20 protein-coding genes and 1 pseudogene are annotated in these 20,837 nt (G+C 65.5%); 7 read left to right on the top strand and 14 right to left on the bottom strand.

What is annotated here, in order from left to right; all coding sequences use genetic code 11:
• Window positions 1–83: 83 nt before the first annotated feature.
• The gene (locus EOA32_RS06665) at window positions 84–341 is read right to left on the bottom strand and encodes a DUF1127 domain-containing protein (RefSeq protein WP_127404074.1); all 258 of its coding nucleotides are present in this window, start codon (window positions 339–341) and stop codon (window positions 84–86) included.
• 132 nt (window positions 342–473) lie between these two features.
• Between EOA32_RS06665 and gcvA the strand changes: the two genes are divergently transcribed.
• Window positions 474–1,400 (top strand): transcriptional regulator GcvA, encoded by a 927-nt coding sequence (gcvA, locus tag EOA32_RS06660; protein WP_128371244.1) that lies wholly within the window; start codon window positions 474–476, stop codon window positions 1,398–1,400.
• Window positions 1,401–1,477: 77 nt separating this feature from the next.
• Here gcvA and EOA32_RS06655 read toward each other — a convergent pair whose 3' ends face one another.
• The 6 genes and pseudogenes from EOA32_RS06655 to tsaD form a co-directional block, all read right to left on the bottom strand.
• Window positions 1,478–1,903, bottom strand: a complete 426-nt coding sequence (locus EOA32_RS06655; RefSeq protein WP_066998322.1) for a DUF1761 domain-containing protein — start codon at window positions 1,901–1,903, stop codon at window positions 1,478–1,480.
• A gap of 50 nt (window positions 1,904–1,953) precedes the next feature.
• Window positions 1,954–2,625, bottom strand: a complete 672-nt coding sequence (locus EOA32_RS06650; RefSeq protein WP_095782689.1) for a methyltransferase — start codon at window positions 2,623–2,625, stop codon at window positions 1,954–1,956.
• Window positions 2,622–3,047, bottom strand: a complete 426-nt coding sequence (locus EOA32_RS06645) for an EVE domain-containing protein (protein ID WP_066998318.1) — start codon at window positions 3,045–3,047, stop codon at window positions 2,622–2,624. The genes EOA32_RS06650 and EOA32_RS06645 overlap by 4 nt, the downstream gene beginning before the upstream one ends.
• A 101-nt stretch (window positions 3,048–3,148) precedes the next feature.
• On the bottom strand, window positions 3,149–3,445 hold the full coding sequence (locus EOA32_RS06640) for a YciI-like protein (RefSeq protein WP_066998315.1): 297 nt from the start codon (window positions 3,443–3,445) through the stop codon (window positions 3,149–3,151).
• Window positions 3,446–3,462: 17 nt separating this feature from the next.
• Window positions 3,463–4,421 (bottom strand): annotated as a pseudogene (locus tag EOA32_RS06635) (NAD(P)H-dependent glycerol-3-phosphate dehydrogenase).
• Window positions 4,418–5,503 (bottom strand): tRNA (adenosine(37)-N6)-threonylcarbamoyltransferase complex transferase subunit TsaD, encoded by a 1,086-nt coding sequence (tsaD, locus tag EOA32_RS06630; protein WP_179294465.1) that lies wholly within the window; start codon window positions 5,501–5,503, stop codon window positions 4,418–4,420. Before tsaD ends, EOA32_RS06635 begins: the two are co-directional and overlap by 4 nt.
• Window positions 5,504–5,727: 224 nt before the next feature.
• Between tsaD and hemC the strand changes: the two genes are divergently transcribed.
• The 6 genes from hemC to EOA32_RS06600 all read left to right on the top strand — a co-directional run bounded on the left by hemC (window position 5,728) and on the right by EOA32_RS06600 (window position 11,776).
• Window positions 5,728–6,654 carry a hydroxymethylbilane synthase gene (hemC, locus tag EOA32_RS06625; RefSeq protein ID WP_128371243.1) on the top strand — a complete coding sequence of 309 codons (927 nt, stop codon included), beginning with the start codon at window positions 5,728–5,730 and terminating at the stop codon, window positions 6,652–6,654.
• Window position 6,655: 1 nt separating this feature from the next.
• Complete coding sequence (locus EOA32_RS06620; RefSeq protein ID WP_128371242.1) at window positions 6,656–7,369, top strand: uroporphyrinogen-III synthase; 714 nt, start codon at window positions 6,656–6,658, stop codon at window positions 7,367–7,369.
• Between the two features lie 105 nt (window positions 7,370–7,474).
• Complete coding sequence (locus EOA32_RS06615; protein ID WP_128371241.1) at window positions 7,475–8,947, top strand: COG4223 family protein; 1,473 nt, start codon at window positions 7,475–7,477, stop codon at window positions 8,945–8,947.
• 10 nt (window positions 8,948–8,957) lie between these two features.
• The gene (locus tag EOA32_RS06610) at window positions 8,958–10,529 is read left to right on the top strand and encodes a heme biosynthesis protein HemY (RefSeq protein WP_095779798.1); all 1,572 of its coding nucleotides are present in this window, start codon (window positions 8,958–8,960) and stop codon (window positions 10,527–10,529) included.
• 32 nt (window positions 10,530–10,561) lie between these two features.
• Entirely contained in the window at window positions 10,562–11,041 is a 480-nt protein-coding gene (locus EOA32_RS06605; protein WP_095779840.1) for a TerB family tellurite resistance protein, read from the top strand.
• Between the two features lie 18 nt (window positions 11,042–11,059).
• Entirely contained in the window at window positions 11,060–11,776 is a 717-nt protein-coding gene (locus tag EOA32_RS06600) for a glutamine amidotransferase (protein ID WP_128371240.1), read from the top strand.
• Window positions 11,777–11,846: 70 nt separating this feature from the next.
• Here the strand turns inward: EOA32_RS06600 and EOA32_RS06595 are convergent, their stop codons facing one another.
• The 7 genes from EOA32_RS06595 to EOA32_RS06565 all read right to left on the bottom strand — a co-directional run bounded on the left by EOA32_RS06595 (window position 11,847) and on the right by EOA32_RS06565 (window position 20,679).
• On the bottom strand, window positions 11,847–13,085 hold the full coding sequence (locus EOA32_RS06595; RefSeq protein ID WP_128371239.1) for an MFS transporter: 1,239 nt from the start codon (window positions 13,083–13,085) through the stop codon (window positions 11,847–11,849).
• 157 nt (window positions 13,086–13,242) lie between these two features.
• Window positions 13,243–14,343: a pyridoxal phosphate-dependent aminotransferase gene (locus tag EOA32_RS06590; RefSeq protein WP_128371238.1), complete on the bottom strand. Its 1,101-nt coding sequence runs from the start codon at window positions 14,341–14,343 to the stop codon at window positions 13,243–13,245.
• A gap of 109 nt (window positions 14,344–14,452) precedes the next feature.
• Entirely contained in the window at window positions 14,453–14,917 is a 465-nt protein-coding gene (locus EOA32_RS06585; RefSeq protein WP_128371237.1) for a MucR family transcriptional regulator, read from the bottom strand.
• Between the two features lie 191 nt (window positions 14,918–15,108).
• Window positions 15,109–15,813 carry an ROK family protein gene (locus EOA32_RS06580; RefSeq protein WP_066998272.1) on the bottom strand — a complete coding sequence of 235 codons (705 nt, stop codon included), beginning with the start codon at window positions 15,811–15,813 and terminating at the stop codon, window positions 15,109–15,111.
• Window positions 15,814–15,829: 16 nt separating this feature from the next.
• Window positions 15,830–17,206, bottom strand: coding sequence for a glucose-6-phosphate dehydrogenase (gene zwf / locus EOA32_RS06575; protein WP_128371236.1), 1,377 nt, complete (start codon window positions 17,204–17,206; stop codon window positions 15,830–15,832).
• Window positions 17,207–17,222: 16 nt separating this feature from the next.
• Entirely contained in the window at window positions 17,223–18,230 is a 1,008-nt protein-coding gene (gene gnd, locus EOA32_RS06570; RefSeq protein ID WP_128371235.1) for a phosphogluconate dehydrogenase (NAD(+)-dependent, decarboxylating), read from the bottom strand.
• Between the two features lie 31 nt (window positions 18,231–18,261).
• Window positions 18,262–20,679, bottom strand: coding sequence for a glucan 1,4-alpha-glucosidase (locus EOA32_RS06565; RefSeq protein WP_128371234.1), 2,418 nt, complete (start codon window positions 20,677–20,679; stop codon window positions 18,262–18,264).
• Window positions 20,680–20,837 lie beyond the last annotated feature (158 nt).

The following is a 20,837-nucleotide window of genomic DNA, read 5'->3' as shown; positions in this document are numbered from 1 at the left end:
GAGTAGGGGAGTAGGGGAGTAGGATATGTCACGGAGGACGCGCGTCCACCGAAGCGAGATTTCCTGCCTACTCCCCTATTCCCTCAGTGCCGCTTAGGCTGCTGCCAGCCGGTATCCAGCAATCCGATCCGGCCAAGCTCCCGGTTCATCGCCTTTGCGACGTCCCTGCGCTCGACGCCGATGTCGCGCAGCTGACGGTCGGAGAGATCCTCGACGGATTCGTCGGGAAGCCGAGCGGCGACCCCGGCCTGGCGCAGCCACTCGAATGCCGAACGCAGCCAAAGCGCGATGCCGGAGTCGGATTTCTGGACGGCGTGAGACTTCAGGACGATCTCGGTCATGGCTCTATCCCGTGTTCTCCGGATATCAAATCCGGTTTGATGGTTTATCGATGCGGCCATCTTGCCGGATTGAAAAACAAACGGGAAACGAGTAGTTCTTGTCTAATCATCAAGTTTTTTTTGGAGATGGAGATGGCCCGCTTGCTGCCCGGAACGCGTGCGTTGAGGACGTTCGAGGCAGCGGCGAGGCACCTCAATTTCACCCGTGCCGCGGACGAGCTTGGCCTGACGCCGGCGGCCGTCAGCCACCAGATCAAGGAAATAGAGGATCAGCTCGGCCTCGTGCTGTTCACGCGCACCAGCCGCACCATGCGGCTGACCGAAGCGGGAAACGTTCTGTTCGAAGCCTCGGTCGATGCGCTCGACCTGCTTGGCCGCGCCGTTACCCGCGCGCGCAAGATGGCGAGAGGCACGGCGCTGCTGAAAGTGACGCTCGACGCGCAGTTCGCAACCAAGTGGCTGATGCGGCGCGTCGACGGTTTCCGCCGGCAAAAGCCGGGCGTCGAGTTGCGCTTCGACATTACCTATGAAGTCAGGGATTTCGAGCGGGACGATGTCGATATCGGCATTCGTTTCGGTACCGGCAAATATCCCGGGCTCTGCGCTCACCGGCTGTTCGAGAACATCATCATCCCCGTCTGCAGCCCGGCGCTGCTCGCCTCAGGCCCGCCGCTGAAGGAGCCGCGCGATCTCTTCCACCATACGCTGGCGCATATCGAATGGTCCCGGCAGGGCGTCACTTGGCCGAACTGGAGCATGTGGATGCACGCGGCAGGGGTCGAAGATTTCGACGACAGCCGCACCCTTGTCTTCGGGTCCTCGACCGATGCCGCGCAGGCGGCGCTCGACGGCAATGCGGTGGCGCTTGCCGACTTCGCCATGGTGGCCAACGACCTTTCGCAAGGGCGGCTGATCCGGCCCTTCGAACTCGGCATCAAGGTCGCGCCGGAGTTCGCCTATTTCCTGGTTTATCCGGAAGCGATGAAGGACGACGCGCGCATCGTCGCCTTCCGCGAATGGCTTCTCGACGAAGTCACGAAAGACGCAGACGCGGGGTAGCGGCGCTCCGGACCGCTCTCTCTGTTTATTGGGCGCAATTCCGACGGAAACCGTTTCACACTTTTCCTGGAAATGCTCTAGCCTGCCGGCGCGGCCGGCGCGCCGAACCAACCGATCACGGCGCCGATGATGAGCAGCACGCCGAGCCAATGGCCGGCATCGATCAGCGTGAGCTCCCAGCCGAAGCCCTGATAGCGGTGGTTGACCGACAACGTGGTGGCGACGAAGCCAAACCAGAGCACAAAGCCGAAGATCACGCCGGCGAGCGGGTTGGGCTCGCCGCCGGTCATCGCGCCGACCACCAGCGTCATGACCAGCGCCATGACGAGCTCGGCGACGAAGCTGACGATGAACGGAACGGCCGAGCGCTTCATCGTCGCCGGATCGAGCTTTGCCGCCTTCAGCCAGGGCCTGCTCAGGCCCATGTACCAGGCGGCACCGAACAGCCACGCCACGACGGCTGCGGCGATCACTGCCAGCCAGTTCACCGTTGAGAAATCCATAGAATCCCCTCCCGAAAGATGAGCGATGGAATCCCTGTTCGCCGGCTGCGTCAAGCCGAAGCGGCGGAAACCCATCGCCACACGGTCGTGCGCTTGACCTCGGCATCCTCCAGCACGCGCGTCACCGGCACCTGGTAGACGGCGAGCGATTGCAGTCCGGTCTTCGGCAGATAGGCGCGCCCGGGATCGCCGACGAGGATGTCGGCGCCGCGCGCCTTAAGGCTCGTGAACCACGGCGTCAGCCTCTCCGCCAAAGGCTTGTCGTAGAAGACATCGCCGGCCAAGACGACGTCCCAGCCGTCATCCGTGCCGGTGGAGTCCGCATCCACGAAATCGGCCTTCACACCATTGGCTTCGAGGTTGAGGGTGATGACCGTCGCGCAAAAGGGATCGATATCGGCCGCGGTCACTTCAGCCGCGCCGGCTTTCAAGGCAGCGATGGCGACCATGCCGGAGCCGGAAGCGAAGTCGAGCACGCGTTTGCCCTGCACCGTCGCCGGATGGTCGAGCACATAGCGGGCAAGGCCCTGGCCGCCGGCCCAGGCGAAAGCCCAGAAGGGCGGCGGCAGGCCGATCTCGGCCAGCTCCTCCTCGGTGCGCAGCCAGAGGTCGTGCGCCTCGTCAGCCAGGTGCAGCAGCACTTCCGGCACGTGCGGCGGCGCCATCAGCGCCGTATTGTCGAGGATGAATGTCCTTGCGTTTTTGGGAGTGAGTCTGGTCACGGCGCCGGGTCGAGGCCGGCCATGCGGCAGACTTCTTTCCACTCTGCCGGCGTCACCGGCTGCACGGAAAGCCGGCCAAGCCGCACCAGCGCCATGTCGGCCAGCTTCGGATTGGCCTTGACCTGTTCCAGCGTCACCGGCTTCGGCACGTCTTTGCGGGCGCGGATGTCGACGCATTCCCAGCGTGGATCGTCCGTGGTGGAGTCGGGGTGGGCGAGCGCGCAGACCTCGGCGATGCCGACGATGTCGAGGCCTTCATTGGAATGGTAGAAAAAACCGAGATCGCCGATCTGCATGGCCTTCATGTTGTTGCGCGCGGCGTAGTTGCGCACGCCGTCCCACTGCGTGCCGGCCTTGCCCTTCGCCTTCAGCGCCTCGAAGGAAAAGACCGAAGGTTCGGACTTGAACAGCCAGTAGTTCATCTCAGTTGTCCCCTTGATTGTCGGTTCGCCACGATTGAAGCGTTGGCGCTCTTCCTTATCCTTTCCCCGTTCTCGCGGGGAGCGGGAGCGCCAGCGACCGGTCACGCGGCGGCGGGCTTCTGGAAGACCCAATTCCATGGACGGATTTCGACGCTTTCGAACAGGCCAGCCTTGGCATAAGGGTCGGCGGCCGCCAGGGCTTGCGCGCCGGCCATGTCGGGCGCCTCAATCATCACCAGGCTTCCGTCAGGCTTTCCGGCAGCGTCGAGGAAGGGACCTGCGAAGGCAAGTCTTCCTTCGCTGATCAGCCCTTCCAGGAACGCCGCATGCGCCGGCCTTGTGTCGGCGCGCAGCTGCAAGCTGCCGGGCTTGTCCTTGCAAATCAATGCAAACAGCATGTTTCAACTCCGAGGCTTCAAATGTCGGTTTCGGTTTTGAGCGGCCGCGTCATCAGCGCCGTCACCGCCTGGCCGATGGTCACCTTGCCATCGAGGATGGCGGCGACAGCTGCAATGATCGGCGCCTCGATGCCGCGCTCGGCGGCTATGCGGGCGGCAATGGCGGCCGTCGGCACGCCTTCGGCGAGCGGCAGGCCGGTGAGCTCCTTGCCTTGGCCGAGCGCCAGGCCGTAGGCGAAGTTGCGCGACTGCGCCGAGGAACAGGTGAGCAGCAGGTCGCCGAGGCCGGAGAGCCCCATCAGCGTTTCCGGCCTGGCGCCGAACGCGGCGCCGATGCGGCGCAGCTCGACGAAGCCGCGCGTCACCATGGCGGCCTGGGCGCTGGCGCCAAGCCCGGCGCCCGTTACCGCGCCGGCGGCGATGGCGAAGACGTTCTTCAGCGCGCCGCCGATCTCGCCGCCAGTTCCCCGTCGCGGCCGGCCACCACCACCGCCGTCGGCAAGCCGCGCGCGACATCGCTGGCGAAGCTCGGGCCGGAAAGTGCGGCGACCGGATTGTCGGGCAGGTTTTCCTCGACGATCGAGGACAGCAGCGCGCCGGTGTCGCGCTCGATGCCCTTGGCACAGAGGACGAGCGGCACGCCGGATGGCACATGGCCGGCGGCAGCGGCCAGCACCGCGCGCAGCGATTGCGCGGGCGTTACCGCCAGCACGCAATTCGCACCGTCGAGCGCAGCAGCGATATCGCTGGTGGCGACGATGCCGGGCTCGATCGCGATGCCGGGCAGATAGTGCGGGTTTTCGCCACGGTCGATCGTGGCGACGGTGTCGGGATCGCGGGCATAGAGGCGGACAAAATGGCCGGCGCGCAGCATGGCGAGCGCCAGCGCCGTGCCCCAGGCGCCGCCGCCAAGCACCGCTACGCGCCAGCCGCTGGGCGCCTTGGCCTGTGCGCCGTTCGTGACCGCGTCAGTCATGCCTTTGCCCCGCGACGGCCCGAGCCGACCAAGGGAGCGGAAACACTGTCCAGCGGCCAGCGCGAGCGCGGCACGAAGTCGGCGGCGCTCGCGTCGGCCATCCCGGCGCGCAGCCGCTCGATGCCGGCCCAGGCGATCATCGCGGCATTGTCGGTGCAAAGCTTTTGCGGCGGTGCGACGAATGCGAAGCCGGCCTTGGAACAGCGCGCCTCCAACGTCGCCTTGATCGTGCGGTTGGCGGCGACGCCGCCGGCGACGACCAGCGCCGGCTTTGCCGTGTCGGGAAATTCCTTGCGGAAACGGGCGAGCGCCCGCGCGACACGGTCGCCCAGCGCATCGGCCACCGCCGCCTGGAAGGAGGCGCAGATGTCGGCGACGTCCTGGTCGCCGAGCGGCGCGATCGCCGTTGCTGTCTGGCGCACAGCCGTCTTCAGGCCGGAGAAGGAGAAGTCCGGCTGCGCCGAGCCTTTCATCGGACGCGGGAAGGCAAAGCGGCTCGCATCGCCGCCGGCCGCGGCCTTTTCGACATTCGGCCCGCCCGGATAGGGCAGGCCAAGCATCTTGGCCGTCTTGTCGAAGGCTTCGCCCAGCGCATCGTCGATGGTCGTTGCCCAGCGCTGGTAGTCGCCGACGCCGCGCACCGCGACGATCTGGGTGTGGCCGCCGGAGACCAGCAAGAGCAGATAGGGAAAGTCGAGCCCCTCGGTCAGCCGGGCGGTCAGCGCGTGACCTTCGAGGTGGTTGATGGCGATCAGCGGCTTGTTCGCGGCGGCGGCGATCGCCTTGGCGGTCATCAGACCAACGATCAGCCCGCCGACCAGCCCCGGCCCGGCAGTCGCGGCGACGGCGTCGACCTCATCGAGCGATACGGCCGAATCGGTCAGCGCTGCCTCGACGATCCCATCCAGCGCCTCGACATGGGCGCGCGCGGCAATCTCGGGGACGACGCCGCCGAAGGCGGCATGCTCCTCGATCTGGCTCAAGACGACATTGGAGAGGATTTCGGGCGCGGAGTCGCCGTCCAGCGCCACCACGCTGGCCGCCGTCTCATCGCAGCTTGTCTCAATGCCCAGAACGCGGATCAATTCGTCGCTGTCCTCGAAGATTGTGTCTCTGACCTTTCCTATATAGGAGGTCTGTCGATAGTCAGGTGATGCCGGCCTGCAAATGGCGGTTTTCTGCGCTTCCGGCGCTCGCGTACCCAAAAGCACGCTCCGGTTCTCGAAATCCGCCATTTTCGGCTCGGCCTGACCTGAATCTCGGCAAACCTCGAAATCGCCTGGGGGGTTATCACGGACCGCGCGCCATGCAAACAACCTTGAAAATCGGAACACGCGGCAGCCCGCTGGCGCTCGCCCAGGCGCATGAGACGCGGGCGCGGCTCATGCAGGCGCATGGCCTGCCCGAGCAGGCCTTCGAAATTGTGCCGATCTCAACCAGCGGCGACCGCATTCAGGACCGGCCGTTGTCGGAAGCGGGCGGCAAGGGCCTGTTCACCAAGGAGATCGAGGAAGCGCTGCTCGACCGCCGCATCGATATCGCCGTGCATTCCTCGAAGGACATGCCGACGGTGCTGCCCAACGGGCTGGAGCTTTCCGTCTTCCTGCCGCGCGAGGACGCGCGCGACGCCTTCATCGGCAAGAGCGCGAAGCGGATCGCCGATCTGCCGCATGGCGCGACGCTCGGCTCGTCGTCGCTCCGGCGCCAGGCGCTGCTCCGCCGGATGCGGCCGGACCTCAATGTGGTGATGTTCCGCGGCAATGTGCAGACCAGGCTGCGCAAGCTGGATGAGGGCGTGGCCGAAGGCACCATCCTCGCCTATGCCGGGCTGAAGCGGCTCGGGCTCGAGAGCGTGATTACCGATCTGATGCCGCTGGATGTCTTTCCGCCGGCGCCGGGGCAGGGGGCGATCGGCATCGAAAGCCGCATCGGCGACGGCGTGGTCGAAAATATGTTGGCGGCTATTCACGACATGCCGACCGGCCAGGCGCTGGCTTGTGAGCGCGCTTTTCTCGCTGCGCTCGACGGCTCCTGCCGCACGCCGATCGCCGGCCATGCGATCGTCTCGGACGAATACCTGTCTTTCGCCGGGCTGATCATCTCGCCCGACGGCACCGAGTCGCATGAGGTCAGATTGAATGGCCCGGCCCGGGACGCGGCGAATACCGGCGTGGAAGCCGCGCGGGCCGTTCGCGCCGAGGCCGGCGCAAAATTCTTCGACGGCTGGGCCTGACATGGTCCGCGTCCTGGTGACGAGGCCGGAACCGGGCGCCTCCCGAACGGCCCGGCGGCTTCTGGACCAGGGGTTCCAGCCCGTCCTGCTGCCACTGACAAAAACGGCGGAGCTGCCGGTCGAGGCACGCGTCCTTCCCGCCGCTGCCGCGGTTGCCGTCACCAGCGCCAATGCGGTGCGCTATGCGCCCAAGGAACTGGTCGCCGCGCTTGCCGCCCTGCCTTGCCATGCGGTCGGGACAAGGACTGCGGAAGCCTGCCGTGCGGCTGGATTTACGTCCGTCTTTGAAGGCCCAGGCGATGCCGAAGCACTGGCCGGCCAGATAACCGCCGAACTCACGGGCAAGGAGATTGTTTATCTTTGTGGCCGGGCGCGCTTTCCCGTCTTCGAAGAACGGCTGGCGGCAGCCCGGGTGCGTGTCCGGCCTGTCGAGACCTACGACACCATCGAATTGGACTATGGCGACGATGCCGTCGTTGCCCGATTGTCGGGCACGCCGGTCGAGGCAGTGCTGCTCTATTCGGCCAAGGCGGCACCCGTGATGATTGGCCTGGCCATGCGCCCAGCACTGCGGCATCTCTTTGAACGGGCGGAGTTTTTGGCCCTTTCCGCGCGAATCGCCAAGGAATTGGACGGGGTTGGCCGGCAAAAGGTTCGCATTGCCTCTCAACCCGACGAGGACGCGCTGTTCCAGCTTTTGTCGCTACCGGGCTGAGCCGCGTCATCACACCGCCCCTTTTCACCGCTTGGTGATGTGGTAGAGCATCCTTGAGCTCTAGACCCTTTGAACCATCCTCAAGCCAATTTGCGGAGCCCAAGCATGGTCAAGACGCCTAAGGTGCGACATTCGAAGAGCCGCCGCGAGCCGGTGACCATCGAACTCGAACCCGGCGCCGTCTCGCGAATCACCGACGAGGATGCCGCCAATACCGATACCAACACGGAACGAACCGACGAGGCGAAGGCAGAGGAAGGGGCTGCTGCTTCGCAGCCGGAAGCTCCCGAAGAGCCGATCCATGCCGAACAGGCCGACATCGAGCCGTGGGAACACACCGACGCGGCACAGGGCGGAGCTGACCAGGCTGGAACCAACAAGGATGGGGCGGAAGCATCCTATCCGGGCACTGATGAGGCTCCGAAGAGCGAACCAAAAAGCTTCGGCTACAGTTTCGAGGATGCGTCGGCAGCCAAGACCAGTTTTGCCGCCTCGACGGCGAAGCCGAGCGAAACCCGAAGCGACGATCGCGACTTCCCGGCCGCCAGGCGCTCAGGCGTCAACGTGATTGCCGCCGGCGTGATCGGCGGCGTTGTCGCGCTTGCCGGCGCCGGCCTTCTGCAAGCGGTAGGGCTGCTCGGCTCTCCGACTTCGGTCGGCGGGCCCTCGCCCGACGGCGTCACCGGCGAGATCGCCTCGCTGAGAAGCCAAATCGCGGCACTCAAGGAAACGGCCGATACCGGCGCTTCGGCCAAGGTCGACGGCCTGTCCTCGGCGCTCGACCAGGTGAAGTCGGACGTCGCGGCGCTGAAATCCTCGCTCGGCCAGGGCGGCGACGGCGCCGCGCTCAAGGCGCTCACCGACAAGGTCGGCCAGGTCGAGACGTCGGTCGCCGACCTGCAGAAGGCCGGAAATGCTGCACCGGTCGATCTCGCCCCGCTCAACGAGAAGCTCGCCGGGCTCGACGCGCTTGTGAAATCGGCGGGCGACGCGGCGAAGGCGGCGGACAGCCGGATCGCGGCGCTGGAACAGTCGGTGCAGCAGCTCTCCGGCAAGGTCGAGGCGCAGGCCTCGCAGCCGAAGATCGCGTTGGCGATCGCCGCTTCGGCGCTGAAGGCGGCGCTCGATCGCGGCGCGCCGTTTGCGACCGAGCTCGACACGTTCGCCGCGATTGCGCCCAACGCGCCGGAGCTTGGCGTTCTGCGCGGCTATGCGGAAAAAGGCGTGCCCACGCGAGCCACCATCGCTTCCGAGGCCGAAGCCGCCGCCAACGCCATGATCGAAGCGGCAACGCCGGTCGACCAGAATGCCGGCTTCTTCCAAAGCCTCGTGTCGAGCGCGAAATCGCTGGTGCAGGTGCGGCCGGTCGGCGCCGTCGAAGGCAAGGGCGTGCCGGAAACCGTCGCGCGCATTGAAGTGGCAGTCAGCCAGGGCGACTATGCCAAGGCTCTCGCCGAATACGATACCCTGCCCGATGCGTCGAAGGCGGCCGGCGCCGACTTCGCCGGCAAACTGAAGGCGCGGCTCGAGGTCGAAAAGCAGATCGAAGCGCTGATTGGCGGCGCGACCAAGGCATGAGGACCGTCAAATGATCCGCATCCTCGCCTTCCTCGCCGTCGTCTTCGCGCTGGGGCTCGGCTTTGCCTGGCTGGCCGACCGGCCGGGCGAGATGATCGTCACCTTCAACGGTTACCAGTACCAGGTCACGCTGATGGTGGCGGCGGTGGCGATCGTCGCCGTGGTCGCAGCGGTGATGATCGTCTGGTGGCTGATCAAGTCGCTGTGGAACAGCCCTTATGCGATCTCGCGCTATTTCCGGGTGCGCCGCCGCGACCGCGGCTACCAGGCGCTGTCGACGGGGATGATCGCGGCCGGCGCCGGCGACGGCGCGCTGGCGCGCAAGAAGACCAAGGAGGCCGCCAAGTTGATCAGTTCCGACCAAGAGCCGCTGATCAACCTGCTCGATGCGCAGGCCTCGCTGCTCGAAGGCGACCATGACGGTGCGCGGGAAAAGTTCGAGCGCATGCTCGATGATCCGGAGATGCGGCTGCTCGGCCTGCGCGGGCTCTATCTCGAAGCTGAGCGACTGGGCGACCGCAACGCCGCGCGCCACTATGCCGGTCGTGCCGCAGCTGTGGCACCGCAGCTTGCCTGGGCGGCGGAATCGACGCTTGAAGAGCTGACCGAGCGCGGCGACTGGGACGGCGCGTTGAAGCTGGTCGAGGCGCAGAAATCGACAAGGCAAATCGAACGCGATGCCGCCAACCGCCGCCGCGCCGTGCTGCTCACTGCCAAGGCGCAGGCGCTGGTCGACAGCGATCCGAACGCTGCCCGGACCGCGGCGCTCGAAGCCAACAAGCTGGCGCCCGATTTCGCGCCGGCCGCGGTGATCGCGGCCAACCTGCTGATTAAGCACAACGATGTGCGCAAGGGTTCCAAGATCCTGGAGACCGCTTGGCGGGCCGAACCGCATCCGGATATTGCCGAGCTCTACATCCATGCGAGGCCGGGCGATGCCGTGCTCGATCGCCTCAACCGGGCGAAAAAGCTGCAGGAATTGAAGAAGAACCATGCCGAATCGTCGATGGCGGTGGCGCGCGCCGCGCTCGACGCGCAGGATTTCGCCACCGCCAGGCGCGAGGCGGAATCCGCAATCCGCATGGATCGCCGCGAAGGCGCCTATCTGTTGCTGGCCGACATCGAGGAGGCCGAAAATGGCGACCAGGGCAAGGTGCGGCAGCTGCTGTCCAAGGCTGTGCGCGCGCCGCGCGATCCGGCCTGGGTGGCGGACGGTGTCGTCTCGGAGCGCTGGGCGCCGGTATCGCCGATCACCGGCAAGCTCGACGCGTTCACTTGGCGCGCGCCGATGGAGCGGCTCGGGCAACTAATCGACAGCGCGGTTGAGGAGGCGGTTCCCGCGATCGCTGCATCGGCGCCCGCTTTGCCGGCTGACGAGAGAGCGATCGACCTTGAGCCCGATAGTTCGGCCGAGAAGGCGGCCGCCGAGGCGCCGAACGGCATCGAGAGGGAAACCGCGGTCGCCGCCGCCGATGACACGGTGGTCGAGCAGGCGCCGGAGTTGCCGCGCTTGCCGGATGATCCCGGCGTGACGCCGGAAGACGAGGCGGAAAAATCGCCGCGCCGGTTTCGTTTGTTTTGAGGCTCGGCTTGGCGGACAGGGAAAAAGCATCGATGTTCGAACGCGTATTGTCCTTCCTGAAGGATTTGCCTGCTGCGGGCGCGAGCAAGCCAAGCGCGGACGATCCGCGCGTCGCGGCCTCGGCGCTGCTCTATCACGTGATGAACGCCGACGGCGTGCGCCAGGATATCGAGTGGGAGCGCTTCAAGGAGATCCTGGCCGAGACCTATTCGATCAGCGGCGACGAGCTCGACGCGCTGGCCGCCGCCGGCGAGCGTGCCGATAACGAGGCGATCGACCTCTATGCCTTCACCAGCGTGCTCAAGCGCCATCTGGATGCCGAGGCGCGCAAGGCCTTCATCGGCCTGATGTGGGAGATCGTCTACGCCGACGGCGAGCTGCACGAGCTCGAGGACAACACCGTCTGGCGCGTCGCCGAGCTGATCGGTGTCGAGCGCCACGACCGCATCGAGGCGCGCCGCAAGGCGGCGGCCGAAGCGCCGGGCGCCCGGGGCACATCGAGCGACGAATAGCTGGACCTTTCTTCTTCCATGCCACCCAGACCCAGGCCGAGACCAAAAATCCTGATCGTGCTGCATCAGGAGACTTCGAGCCCCGGCCGCGTCGGCCATATGCTTCTGGAAGAAGGTTTCGATCTCGACATTCGCCGGCCGCCGCTTGGCGAAGAGCTTCCCTGCACTTTGGACGGCCACGCCGGGGCGGTGATCTTCGGCGGGCCGATGAGCGCCAACGACCAGGACGAGTTCGTCCGGCGTGAGACCGAGTGGCTCGAAATCCCGCTCAAGGAAAACCGGCCTTTTCTTGGGATCTGCCTCGGCGCGCAGATGCTCGCCAGGCATCTTGGCGGCAGGGTCGAGGGCCATGGCGAAGGACTGGTCGAGATCGGCTGGTATCCGCTGAAGGCGACCGACGCCGGCAAGAAACTGCTGCACTGGCCGGAGATGGTCTACCAGTTCCACCGCGAGGGCTTTTCCCTGCCGAAGGACGCGACGCTGCTCGCCACGGCCGAAACCTATCCCAACCAGGCTTTCCGGTATGGCGAGAATGCCTGGGGCATCCAGTTCCATGGCGAGCTGACCAGGGTGATGATGCAGCGCTGGGTGGTGCGCGGCGCGCATCGCTTCGAGCTGCCGGGCGCGCAGCCCGGCCGCGATCATCTCGGCGGCCGGCTGATTTGGGACATGCACCTCAAGCGCTGGTTGGGCGAATTTCTGGGTCTGATTTTTGGCAGGCCGGCCGTCGGATAGATTTTGCCGCAATTGCAGAGGGAAGCCGCTGCACTCTTCTAGTCCGGCCGTCAAGTTGCTGCGCCGGCAATTAGTTCCTGCTATTCAAATGCCGCACCTGCCGCAGCGCAGGGAACAACCAGGCCCAGATCCCGGCAACCGCGATGGCGCCGACGCCGCCGATCACCACCGCCGGCACGGTGCCGATCAGCGCCGCCATGGTGCCGGCGCGGAACTCGCCAACCTCATTGGAAGCGCCGACGAAGACCTGGTTGACGGCGTTGACGCGGCCGCGCACCTCGTCGGGCGTCCAGAGCTGGATCAGCGTCTCGCGGATATAGACGCTGAACATGTCGGTGGCTCCGAGCATGGCGAGCGCCACGATCGACAGCCAGGTGATGGTCGAGACGCCGAACAGGACGGTGAAGGCGCCGAACAAGGCGACGAAACCGAGCATGATCTTGCCGGCATGGTCGCGGATCGGATGGCCGGCGAGCCAGACGGCCACGGCGATGGCGCCGATGCCAGGCGCCGAGCGCAGCAGGCCGAGGCCCCAGGGCCCAAGCTCCAGAATGTCGCGGGCATAGACCGGCAGCAGCGCCGAGGCGCCGGAGAGCAGCACCGCGAACAGGTCGAGCGAGATCGCGCCGAGCACGATCTTCTCGCCCCAGATGTAACGAAAGCCGGCAAACAGGGTCTGCATCGTCGGCTTGTCGGTAGCCGTCTGCTGCGCGGGCTTGGGGATGGTGAAGACGAGCAGCGCGGCGACAAGCATCAGGATCGCCGCTGTAGCGTAGGCGATCTCCGCCGAAAGGCCGTAGAGCAGGCCGCCGGCGACCGGGCCGACGATGGTTGCCGTCTGCCAGGCGGACGAATTCCAGGCAATGGCGTTGGCGAAATCCTGTGGCGGCACCAGATTGGCGACCAGCGAGGACGAGGCCGGCCCGTAGAAGGCGCGGGCGATGCCGAACATGGCCAGCACGACGAAGATCGGCAGCGGGCCGCCAAGGCCGCGCAGCGTCAGCAACAACAGAGTGAGCGCACAGCCGGCCTCGACGAACGACGCCAATGTCATGATCAGGCGGCGGCCGAAGCGGTCGGCGACGACGCCGGTGACAAGCACCAGGAGCAGCGACGGCAGGAACTGGACGATGCCGACGATGCCGAGGTCGAAGGGATTGCGCGTCAGGTCGTAGATCTGCCAGCCGACGGCGACGGAGACGATCTGGGTGGCGAAAGTGGTGAGGAAGCGCGCCGTCCAGTAGCTGAGATACGGCCGGTGCCGGAAGGCGGCGTAGCGCTGTTCAGGTGAAGTTGCTTCGGCGGTCATGATTCAAGGGCCCCGTTGTGACATCGGCCGGCGGGGCACTTCCACGGTGGGCGCTGGTCCGGTCGGAGACCCTTAGCCCAGTTCGCCTCGTCGCGCGCGCAAAAAATCGGCGCGGCATGAAGGAACTACGGGACTATCGTTCGCGGTGGAAAGAGGCTCAGTCTCCCAGCGCGGCGGAAATCGCTTGCAACCCGCCGCGCAATTCCGCCTCCTTCGGCCAGCCGAAGCCGACGCGGAAGAAGCGCTTCGGCATCTCGAACCAGTGGCCGGGGCCGACATAAGTGCCGTGTTCTTCCAGGAGCCGCAAGTAGAACCGGTCGAGGTCGAAATCCGCATCGACATTCAGCCGCGGGAAGCCGACCACACCGCCTTGCGGACGCACCCAGTCGACCAGCGGCTCGCCATCGATCCAAGCCTGGACGATATCGCGGCGCTTGGCCATCTCCGGCAACAACGATGCTAGGAAGGCATCGCGCCGCTGGAGCATGGAGCGTGCGATCGCCTCGTCGATGACACTGCCGCAGATGCCGATCTGCTCCTTGGCGGCGAGGAACGTCTCTTGCAGAGCGTGGTCCTTGCTGACCAGCCAGCCGATGCGGATGCCCGGAATGCCGAAAGCTTTCGAAAGGGAACAGACGCTGATCGCGCTTGGACTGAGCGATGCCGCGGAGGGCAGGCGCTCGCCATAGGACAGATCGCGATAGGTTTCGTCGACCAGAAGCCGGCAGCGGCGGCTTTCGGCAAGCGCGACCAGCGCGTCGAGATCGGCGCCGGTCATCATCGTGCCGGTCGGGTTGTGCGGGCAGGTGACGCTGATCAGCCTGGTGTTCGGCCGCACCGCCGCCGCGACGCGCGCGACATCGACGGCGAAGCCCTCGTCGAAGTCGAGATCGACATAGGTGATGGCGCAGCCGATCGCCTTGGGCGTCTCGATATTGGTGGCATAGTTCGGCCGCACGACGACGAGATGGTCATCGGCCGAAAGCAGCGAGGTAGCAATGATGAACAGCGCGCCGGCAGCGCCGGCTGTAACCAGCACGTCGTCCGGGGAGAGCCCTTTGTCCTGCCCGGCGATCAGCGCGCGCAATTCCTTGTCGCCGCGATGCTCGCCGTAGAACAAGGTGAGGTCGGGCAGCGAGAGGCCGATATCGGCAAGCTTCTGGTCGGCGATCGAGCTTTCGGAGAGATTGAAGCGGATGCGGTCGTAGCCGTATTCCTCCGGCGCTTCCTTCTCGATCACCATCCTCGCATAATTCATGGCTCACCCGAACAGCCTTCGTTGTCTTATCCAAGCCAAAAGCAGGAAGCCTGCCAAGGCGGATTTCTTGACAGGCTTCTTCGAACCGTTGGCACAGGGCCAAGATCGTTCAGGCGGGGGCCTTTACCTTCCTGGTCTTTGCCGGCTTCTCCGGCTCGGCTTCCGCCTTGCGGCCGAGGCCGATCGACTTGGCGAGCTCGGAGCGCGATGCCGCGTAGTTAGGCGCGACCATCGGGTAGTCTGCCGGCAGGCCCCATTTGGTCCGGTAGGCTTCCGGGCTCAGCCCGAAATGCACGCCGATATGACGCTTCAGCGATTTGAACTTCTTGCCGTCCTCGAGGCAGATGATGTAGTCCGGCGTCACCGAGCGCCGGGGATTGACGGCAGGAACGGGCGGCGGTGCCGGCGGAGTCGGCGGCTGGTTCAGGGCGCCGATCGAGGAGGCGACACTGGCGATGAGCTCGCCGAGGCCCGAAGCAGGCAGCCGGTTCTTGGCGACATAGGCCGACACGATGTGGGCGGTGAGCTCGAGCAGGTCGACATCCTCCTTGGCTGTATTGGTTTCCTCGTCCACGTCAGTCCTCCTCTATGCCGCACGGCCGCAAATCGGGATGTAAAATCCAGAGCGCTGCCGCGCGTTTGGCGCGCCGAGGCGGGCGCATGTGCGGCAGGCCGGCGGATTCCTAGTCGGCAAATCTGCGAGGCGCAACGACAGGTCGTGCGACTACACGTTATTTTGAACGACTATACTGAAAAGTAAAAATATCAGACGATCAGCGCCTTATCGCGCCACAGTCGAAATCCGCCTTCGAAAGCACGTGTGTTGTCGCCGCGCCTGGATTTTTCAGGCAATTCATCGAGCTTGTCGACATTGCCGCCGCCGATGACCACATAGTCCGGCTGCAAGGCGGCGCGAAGCCTGTTTACGACATCGAAAACGTATCTGCGCCATTTTTTCTTGCCGTGCTTTTCCAGGCCGCGCTCGCCGACATAATCCTCGAAGCTGCCGCCCTTCTTGTAAGGAAGATGAGCAAGCTCCATCGGCTGCCCGACATTGTCGAGGATCATGGCGGCGCCCAGGCCGGTGCCGAGGCCGAGGAACAGCATACGGCCGCCGTCATAGCTGCCGATCGCCTGCAGGAGCGCGTCGTTGACGACTTTGACCGGCTTGCCGAAGGCGGCGGCGAAATCATAGCCGTTCCAGCCCTTGCCGAGATTGAAGGGATCGAGCGACGGCTTGTTGTCCCTGACCGGGCCCGGATAGCCCATCGAAATGACGTCGTAATCCAGGCCCTCGGCCAGCTTCTTCACCGAAGCCACCATCTGCTCAGGTGTCAGGCCCGGCCCGGAATCGGTGCGGCGCATCTCGCCGCCGGCGCTGGTGAGAATTTTCACACGCGATCCGCCGACGTCGATGGTGAGGACGACCTGCCCGTCCTTCGTCGAAGCCCGTTTTGCTGGTTTCGCCATCCGGTCCCCCGAGAAGCTATTTCGTCGGATTGATCCAGCCATTGGGCGGGCCGAAGCCGTTCATGGCGTCGGCCGGCCCCCAGGTCTTCGGCGCGTAAATCGGAGGCGGCGTGGTGTCGCCAAGCACCGGTCCGACGATCCGCCATGCAAGCTCGGCCGCGTCCTGGCGCGTGAAGAGCTGGCCGTTGCCGTTCATGGCGTCGCCGATCAGCCGCTCATAGGGCGGCATGTCGCCCTTGGTGTCGTCGAGCGCGGTCAGTTCCACCTGCTCGCCGATCATGTCGTCGCCGGCTGCCTTGCGCTGGGCGCCGATCGAGATCGCCACCTGCGGATCGATACGGAAACGGACATAGTTGGCATCGCCCGGCTTGATCGGATCGAAGACGTCGAGCGGCGGGCGCTTCAGCCGCACGATCACTTCGGTCGCATGCACCGGCATGTTCTTGCCGGCGCGGATGAAGAACGGCACGTCCTGCCAGCGCCAGGTGTCGACGAAGAAGCGTACGGCGGCGAAGGTCTCGACCGGCGAGTTCGGCCGCACGCCCGGCTCCGCCAGATAGCCGTCGAACTGGCCGCGCACGACATCGTCCTTGGTAAGCGTTCGGATGGCGCGCAGCACCTGAACCTTCTCGTCGATCAAATCGTCGGCAGAGCGGCCGACCGGCGGCTCCATGGCGAGCAACAGCAGGATGTTGAGCAGGTGGTTCTCGATGACGTCGCGGATGCAGCCGACGTCGTCATAGAACTTGCCGCGGCCTTCGATGCCGAAATCCTCGGCCATGGTTATCTGCACGCTCTCGACGAAGTTGCGGTTCCAGATCGGCTCGAGGAAAGCGTTGGCGAAACGGAAATAGAGCAGGTTCTGGATCGCTTCCTTGCCGAGATAGTGGTCGATGCGGAAGATCGACTGTTCGTCGAACACCAGATGCAACACGCGGTTCAGCCAGCGGGCCGACTGCAAATCGTGGCCGAAAGGCTTTTCGACCATCAATCTTGCGCCCTGCGCGGTGCCGGATTGTTCGAGGCCCTGGACGACGGTTTCGAACATGGTGGGTGGCACCGCCATGTAATGCAGCGGCCGCTGCGCCGAGCCGAGCGCCGTCTTCAATCTCTCGAATGTCACCGGATCGCGATAGTCGCCGCTGACATAGCGCAGCAGCGAGGCGAGCCTGGCGAACACCTTGTCATCGACGGTGCCCAGCGCATTGACAACGCCGTCGCGGGCACGGTCCACCAGCTTGCCAAGATCCCAGGGATCGAAAGCGACGCCGATCACCGGCTCGCTCAGCGTCCCCTTGGCGACCATGTGATAGAGCGCCGGAAATATCTTCTTGTGCGCAAGATCGCCGGTCGCCCCGAAAAGCACCAGCGTGTCGGACCTCTCCTGGCTCATCCCGTCACTCCCGCCCTCACGCCTTCGGCTTTTCGACATGGCCGCCGAAAGCGTACCGCATGGCGGACAAGAGCTTGTCGGCGAAGGCGGATTCGCCTTGCGAGGAGAAGCGGTCGAACAGCGCCGAGGAGAGCACCGGCGCCGGAACGCCGGTATCGATCGCGGCCTTGAGCGTCCAGCGGCCTTCGCCGGAATCGGAGACGCGGCCGCCGAACTGGGCGAGCGACGGATCGTTCTTCAGCGCGCCGGCGGTGAGATCGAGCAGCCAGGAGCCGATGACGCTGCCATGGCGCCAGACTTCGGCCACGGCGGGCAGGTCGATGTCGAACTGATAGTATTGCGGGCTTTCGAGCGGGCTGGTTTCGGCGTCCGCCGTGCGGGCGCGCTTGCCGGCATTGGCCGATTTCAGGATGTTGATGCCCTCGGCGTAAGCGGCCATGACGCCGTATTCGATGCCGTTGTGAACCATCTTGACGAAATGGCCGGCGCCGCTCGGCCCGCAATGCAGATAGCCGTAAGGTGCGGTTCCTGCGTCCTTCGGCGGATTGGAGCCCGGGTCGGCGCCCGGCGCCAGCGTGGCGAAGACCGAATCCAGGTGCTTCACGGCGTCGTCGGGGCCGCCGATCATCAGGCAGTAGCCGCGCTCCAGTCCCCAGACGCCGCCGCTGGTGCCGACATCGACGAAATTGATGCCCTTGGTCGCCAGCCTCGCCGCCTGGTCGACGGCGTCGTGATAATAGGAATTGCCGCCGTCGATGATGATATCGCCCGGCTCCATCAGCGCCGCTACCTGGTCGACGATCCTGCCGGTGATCGCCGCCGGCAGCATCAGCCAGGCACAGCGCGGCTTGGCGAGCTTGGCGACGAACTCCTCCAGCGAGGCGGCGCCGATGGCGCCGTCCTTGACCATGCCGGCGACGCTTGCCGAATTGATGTCGTAGACGACGCATTCGTGGCCGTCGCGCATCAGGCGGCGCACCATGTTGGCGCCCATCCTGCCCAGTCCCATCATTCCGATCTGCATGGTGTTATCCTAATAGCTTGAGGAAAGAACCTTACTGGCTATCCGAAGGATTGATGCCGACGGTGAAGTCGACATTCTCCCAACGGATCGCTTCGGGCCAGAAAAATGTGAAGACGATCGTCGATCCCGGCTGCAGGCCGGCGACATCCAGGTCAACCAGGTGGACGCCGAAGGCGTTCTCCACCGTGTTGTCGTCGCGCACCGTCAGCCACTTGTCGCTACTCCAGTGAACCACGCCGCGCGCCGCAAGTTCCACGCGCAGGAGCTTGCCTGCGGGAAGCGAGCGGATCTTGTTGTTGAAGCGCCATGTCCTGAATGGCGACACGGTCTTGCGCTCGATGTAGCGCTCGACGCCCTGCGGCGGCATGTCGAAGACCTTGCCGTCGCGCAGCGAGCGCAGCAGCTTGATATGCTCGGCATGCGCCCAGACCAGCGGCATCGCGCTGCCCGATGGCGCGCCGAGCCGCAATTCGCGCTCCGGCAGGTCGGGTCTGTCCCACACCTGCTCCGGCAGCAGACCGCCTGCACCGGCAGAGCGCTCGAAGGTTTCGAGCAGTTCAGCCGCTTTGCTGGGTCGCCCAGCGGCCAGCTCGTAATGCGCGCGCTCGCCGGCGAGCAGCGGCCAGGGCCGGCCCCGGCCGGTGCCGTCGAAGGGCGAGCCGTCCTCATACTCGCCATAGCCGTCGCCGGAATAGCGGTACCAGAGCGGGCCTTGCGGCAACTCGCAGCGCAGAAGCGAGTCGATGGCTTTGACGGTGTTCACGATGCGCGCATCGTCGGCGGCTCTCAGTCCGAAGCGGACCAGCGCCAGCGCATCGGGACTTATGATGGCCTCGGCCGGCCGATGGTTATCGCCGGGCGGCCGGTTCTTGATCGGCACGAAACCGTCCTTCGGCGAAGCGGCGCCAGCACCGTCGGGCGGTGCGATGCGGACATAGTAGCCGTCGATGCCCTCCCTGGCGCAGAGTTCGGTGCCGGTGACATAGGTCCAGCGCTCGATCTGGTCATTCCAGCAATCGGCCGTCTCGCGCAGATAGTTTGCCGGGTCATTTTTGCCGCAACCATCCAGCATGTCAGCCGCCGCAAGCAGCGCCGCGATCTCGACGGCGAGCGTGAACGGGCTGTAGCCGGCGTCCTCTTCCCAGCGGTCCTGGCCGGTGACCGGGCCGTTGCGCACCACATAGGAAGCCGCGCTTTCGATCATGGCTAGGAAGTCGTCGAGCTTCGCGCGCGGCAGATGGCCGGCGCGGCGGAGCGCGTCGGCAAGCAGCAGCGGAAAGGCGCATTCGTCCATCTGGATGCCAGGCCAGTAGGGCGTGCCGCTCGCCCAGCAGTTTTGCGGCCAGTGACCGTCCGGCTGTTGGATCGAGCGGAGATAGGTGAGGATATCGAGCGCCTGCCTGGCGTCGCCGGCTGCAAGGAAGCCGCCCGCCGCTTCGACCAGGTCGCGCGGCCAGACCAGATGGTAGCCACCGAGATCGTCGTCGCCTTTGCTGAAGCCCCAGGGGATCGAAAGACTGGCGACTGCGGCTCCAGGCCTGGCGATCGACAGATGCGAGGCAAGCACCGCGGTACTGACGCGGCAGGTGTTCAAGCCCGAGGCGGCTTGCCTGTCGAGCGTCTCCAGGCCGGACTGGAAACTCCGCCAGTTGGCGGCATAGGTTTCGGCGGCCGCATCGAAACCGTCCTTCAGGCTGGCCAGCGCGACCTCCGCCGCCTCTTCCGGCGAGGCGCCGAAGCCGAGCGCCAGCAATGCGGTGCCCTTGCCTGTCGAGAAGCCGATCTCGCCGGTCAGCGCCACATTGCCATCCTCCGCGCGCTCAGCGGCAGGATCGAGCGCGCCGCCATTCCGCAGCTGCTGCCAGCCGTCGGAGAAACCGACATAGCCGGCCGAGCATGCGCCCCAGGGCGGCGAGGCGGCAAGCGCGAGCGAGACGCCGCGGCCTGACGCAAAGAGGACACGCTGCCCCTTGTGCTGGCCGACCCAGGCGGTGTTGCCCATGCCGCGATTGACGAGATGCGGCGCGAGCAGCGCGTAGACCTGGTAGTCCGAGGCTGAGCCTTTGAGCGCCGCGAATGTGATTTCCTGCAGCAGAACGGGCCGTTTCGAATCCGTAACGATGCGCTTTTCAATCCGATAGGAGCCGTTGACCGCCGTGTTGACCAAGCGATAGCCGGGGACGCCGGCTTCGAATGGCTCGATAAGGTGGGCGGCATCGCGTTTCTCTTCCGAGAAATAGCCATCGGGACCGGTTATGATCAGCCCCAGGTCGCGCGTGCAGGCGCTGTCGAGGCGGGGATAATAGACCTCGTTCAATATGCCGTGACTGATGGTGAACCAAAGCGGGCTGTTCGCTGAAAGCCCGGTGCCGACACCGCTCTTGGCGCTTGACGTCCAGCGCGCGGGAATTCCCGGGGCGCCCTGAGCAACGGTCGGCGTCACTGCCATCAATTGGCCTCCTGCGGCCGTTCCTAGACCAGGAGCCGGCGGCTTTTCAATCGCCGCACCCGAAGTTGATCGGGCTCGGGTCGCGTCACCCATCGTTGACAGCGGCGCCGTCAAGCGCTCACTATTTCTCGGGCAGGGAGGAACTGCGGAAAACAGGA

The organism is Mesorhizobium sp. M1A.F.Ca.ET.072.01.1.1, assembly GCF_004023325.1.
GTDB lineage: Bacteria > Pseudomonadota > Alphaproteobacteria > Rhizobiales > Rhizobiaceae > Mesorhizobium.
This window is presented reverse-complemented; position numbering and strand designations above follow the sequence as displayed.

Excerpts from the sequence above, each read along its gene's own strand:
- EOA32_RS06600 (WP_128371240.1), top strand. The coding sequence starts at position 11,060 with ATGCCACCCAGACCCAGGCCGAGACCAAAAATCCTGATCGTGCTGCAT.
- EOA32_RS06595 (WP_128371239.1), bottom strand. The coding sequence starts at position 13,085 with ATGACCGCCGAAGCAACTTCACCTGAACAGCGCTACGCCGCCTTCCGG.
- zwf (WP_128371236.1), bottom strand. The coding sequence starts at position 17,206 with ATGAGCCAGGAGAGGTCCGACACGCTGGTGCTTTTCGGGGCGACCGGC.
- gcvA (WP_128371244.1), top strand. The coding sequence starts at position 474 with ATGGCCCGCTTGCTGCCCGGAACGCGTGCGTTGAGGACGTTCGAGGCA.
- EOA32_RS06605 (WP_095779840.1), top strand. The coding sequence starts at position 10,562 with ATGTTCGAACGCGTATTGTCCTTCCTGAAGGATTTGCCTGCTGCGGGC.
- EOA32_RS06565 (WP_128371234.1), bottom strand. The coding sequence starts at position 20,679 with ATGGCAGTGACGCCGACCGTTGCTCAGGGCGCCCCGGGAATTCCCGCG.
- EOA32_RS06640 (WP_066998315.1), bottom strand. The coding sequence starts at position 3,445 with ATGCTGTTTGCATTGATTTGCAAGGACAAGCCCGGCAGCTTGCAGCTG.
- EOA32_RS06590 (WP_128371238.1), bottom strand. The coding sequence starts at position 14,343 with ATGAATTATGCGAGGATGGTGATCGAGAAGGAAGCGCCGGAGGAATAC.
- EOA32_RS06580 (WP_066998272.1), bottom strand. The coding sequence starts at position 15,813 with ATGGCGAAACCAGCAAAACGGGCTTCGACGAAGGACGGGCAGGTCGTC.
- EOA32_RS06610 (WP_095779798.1), top strand. The coding sequence starts at position 8,958 with ATGATCCGCATCCTCGCCTTCCTCGCCGTCGTCTTCGCGCTGGGGCTC.
- EOA32_RS06620 (WP_128371242.1), top strand. The coding sequence starts at position 6,656 with ATGGTCCGCGTCCTGGTGACGAGGCCGGAACCGGGCGCCTCCCGAACG.
- EOA32_RS06665 (WP_127404074.1), bottom strand. The coding sequence starts at position 341 with ATGACCGAGATCGTCCTGAAGTCTCACGCCGTCCAGAAATCCGACTCC.
- hemC (WP_128371243.1), top strand. The coding sequence starts at position 5,728 with ATGCAAACAACCTTGAAAATCGGAACACGCGGCAGCCCGCTGGCGCTC.
- gnd (WP_128371235.1), bottom strand. The coding sequence starts at position 18,230 with ATGCAGATCGGAATGATGGGACTGGGCAGGATGGGCGCCAACATGGTG.
- EOA32_RS06645 (WP_066998318.1), bottom strand. The coding sequence starts at position 3,047 with ATGAACTACTGGCTGTTCAAGTCCGAACCTTCGGTCTTTTCCTTCGAG.
- EOA32_RS06655 (WP_066998322.1), bottom strand. The coding sequence starts at position 1,903 with ATGGATTTCTCAACGGTGAACTGGCTGGCAGTGATCGCCGCAGCCGTC.
- EOA32_RS06615 (WP_128371241.1), top strand. The coding sequence starts at position 7,475 with ATGGTCAAGACGCCTAAGGTGCGACATTCGAAGAGCCGCCGCGAGCCG.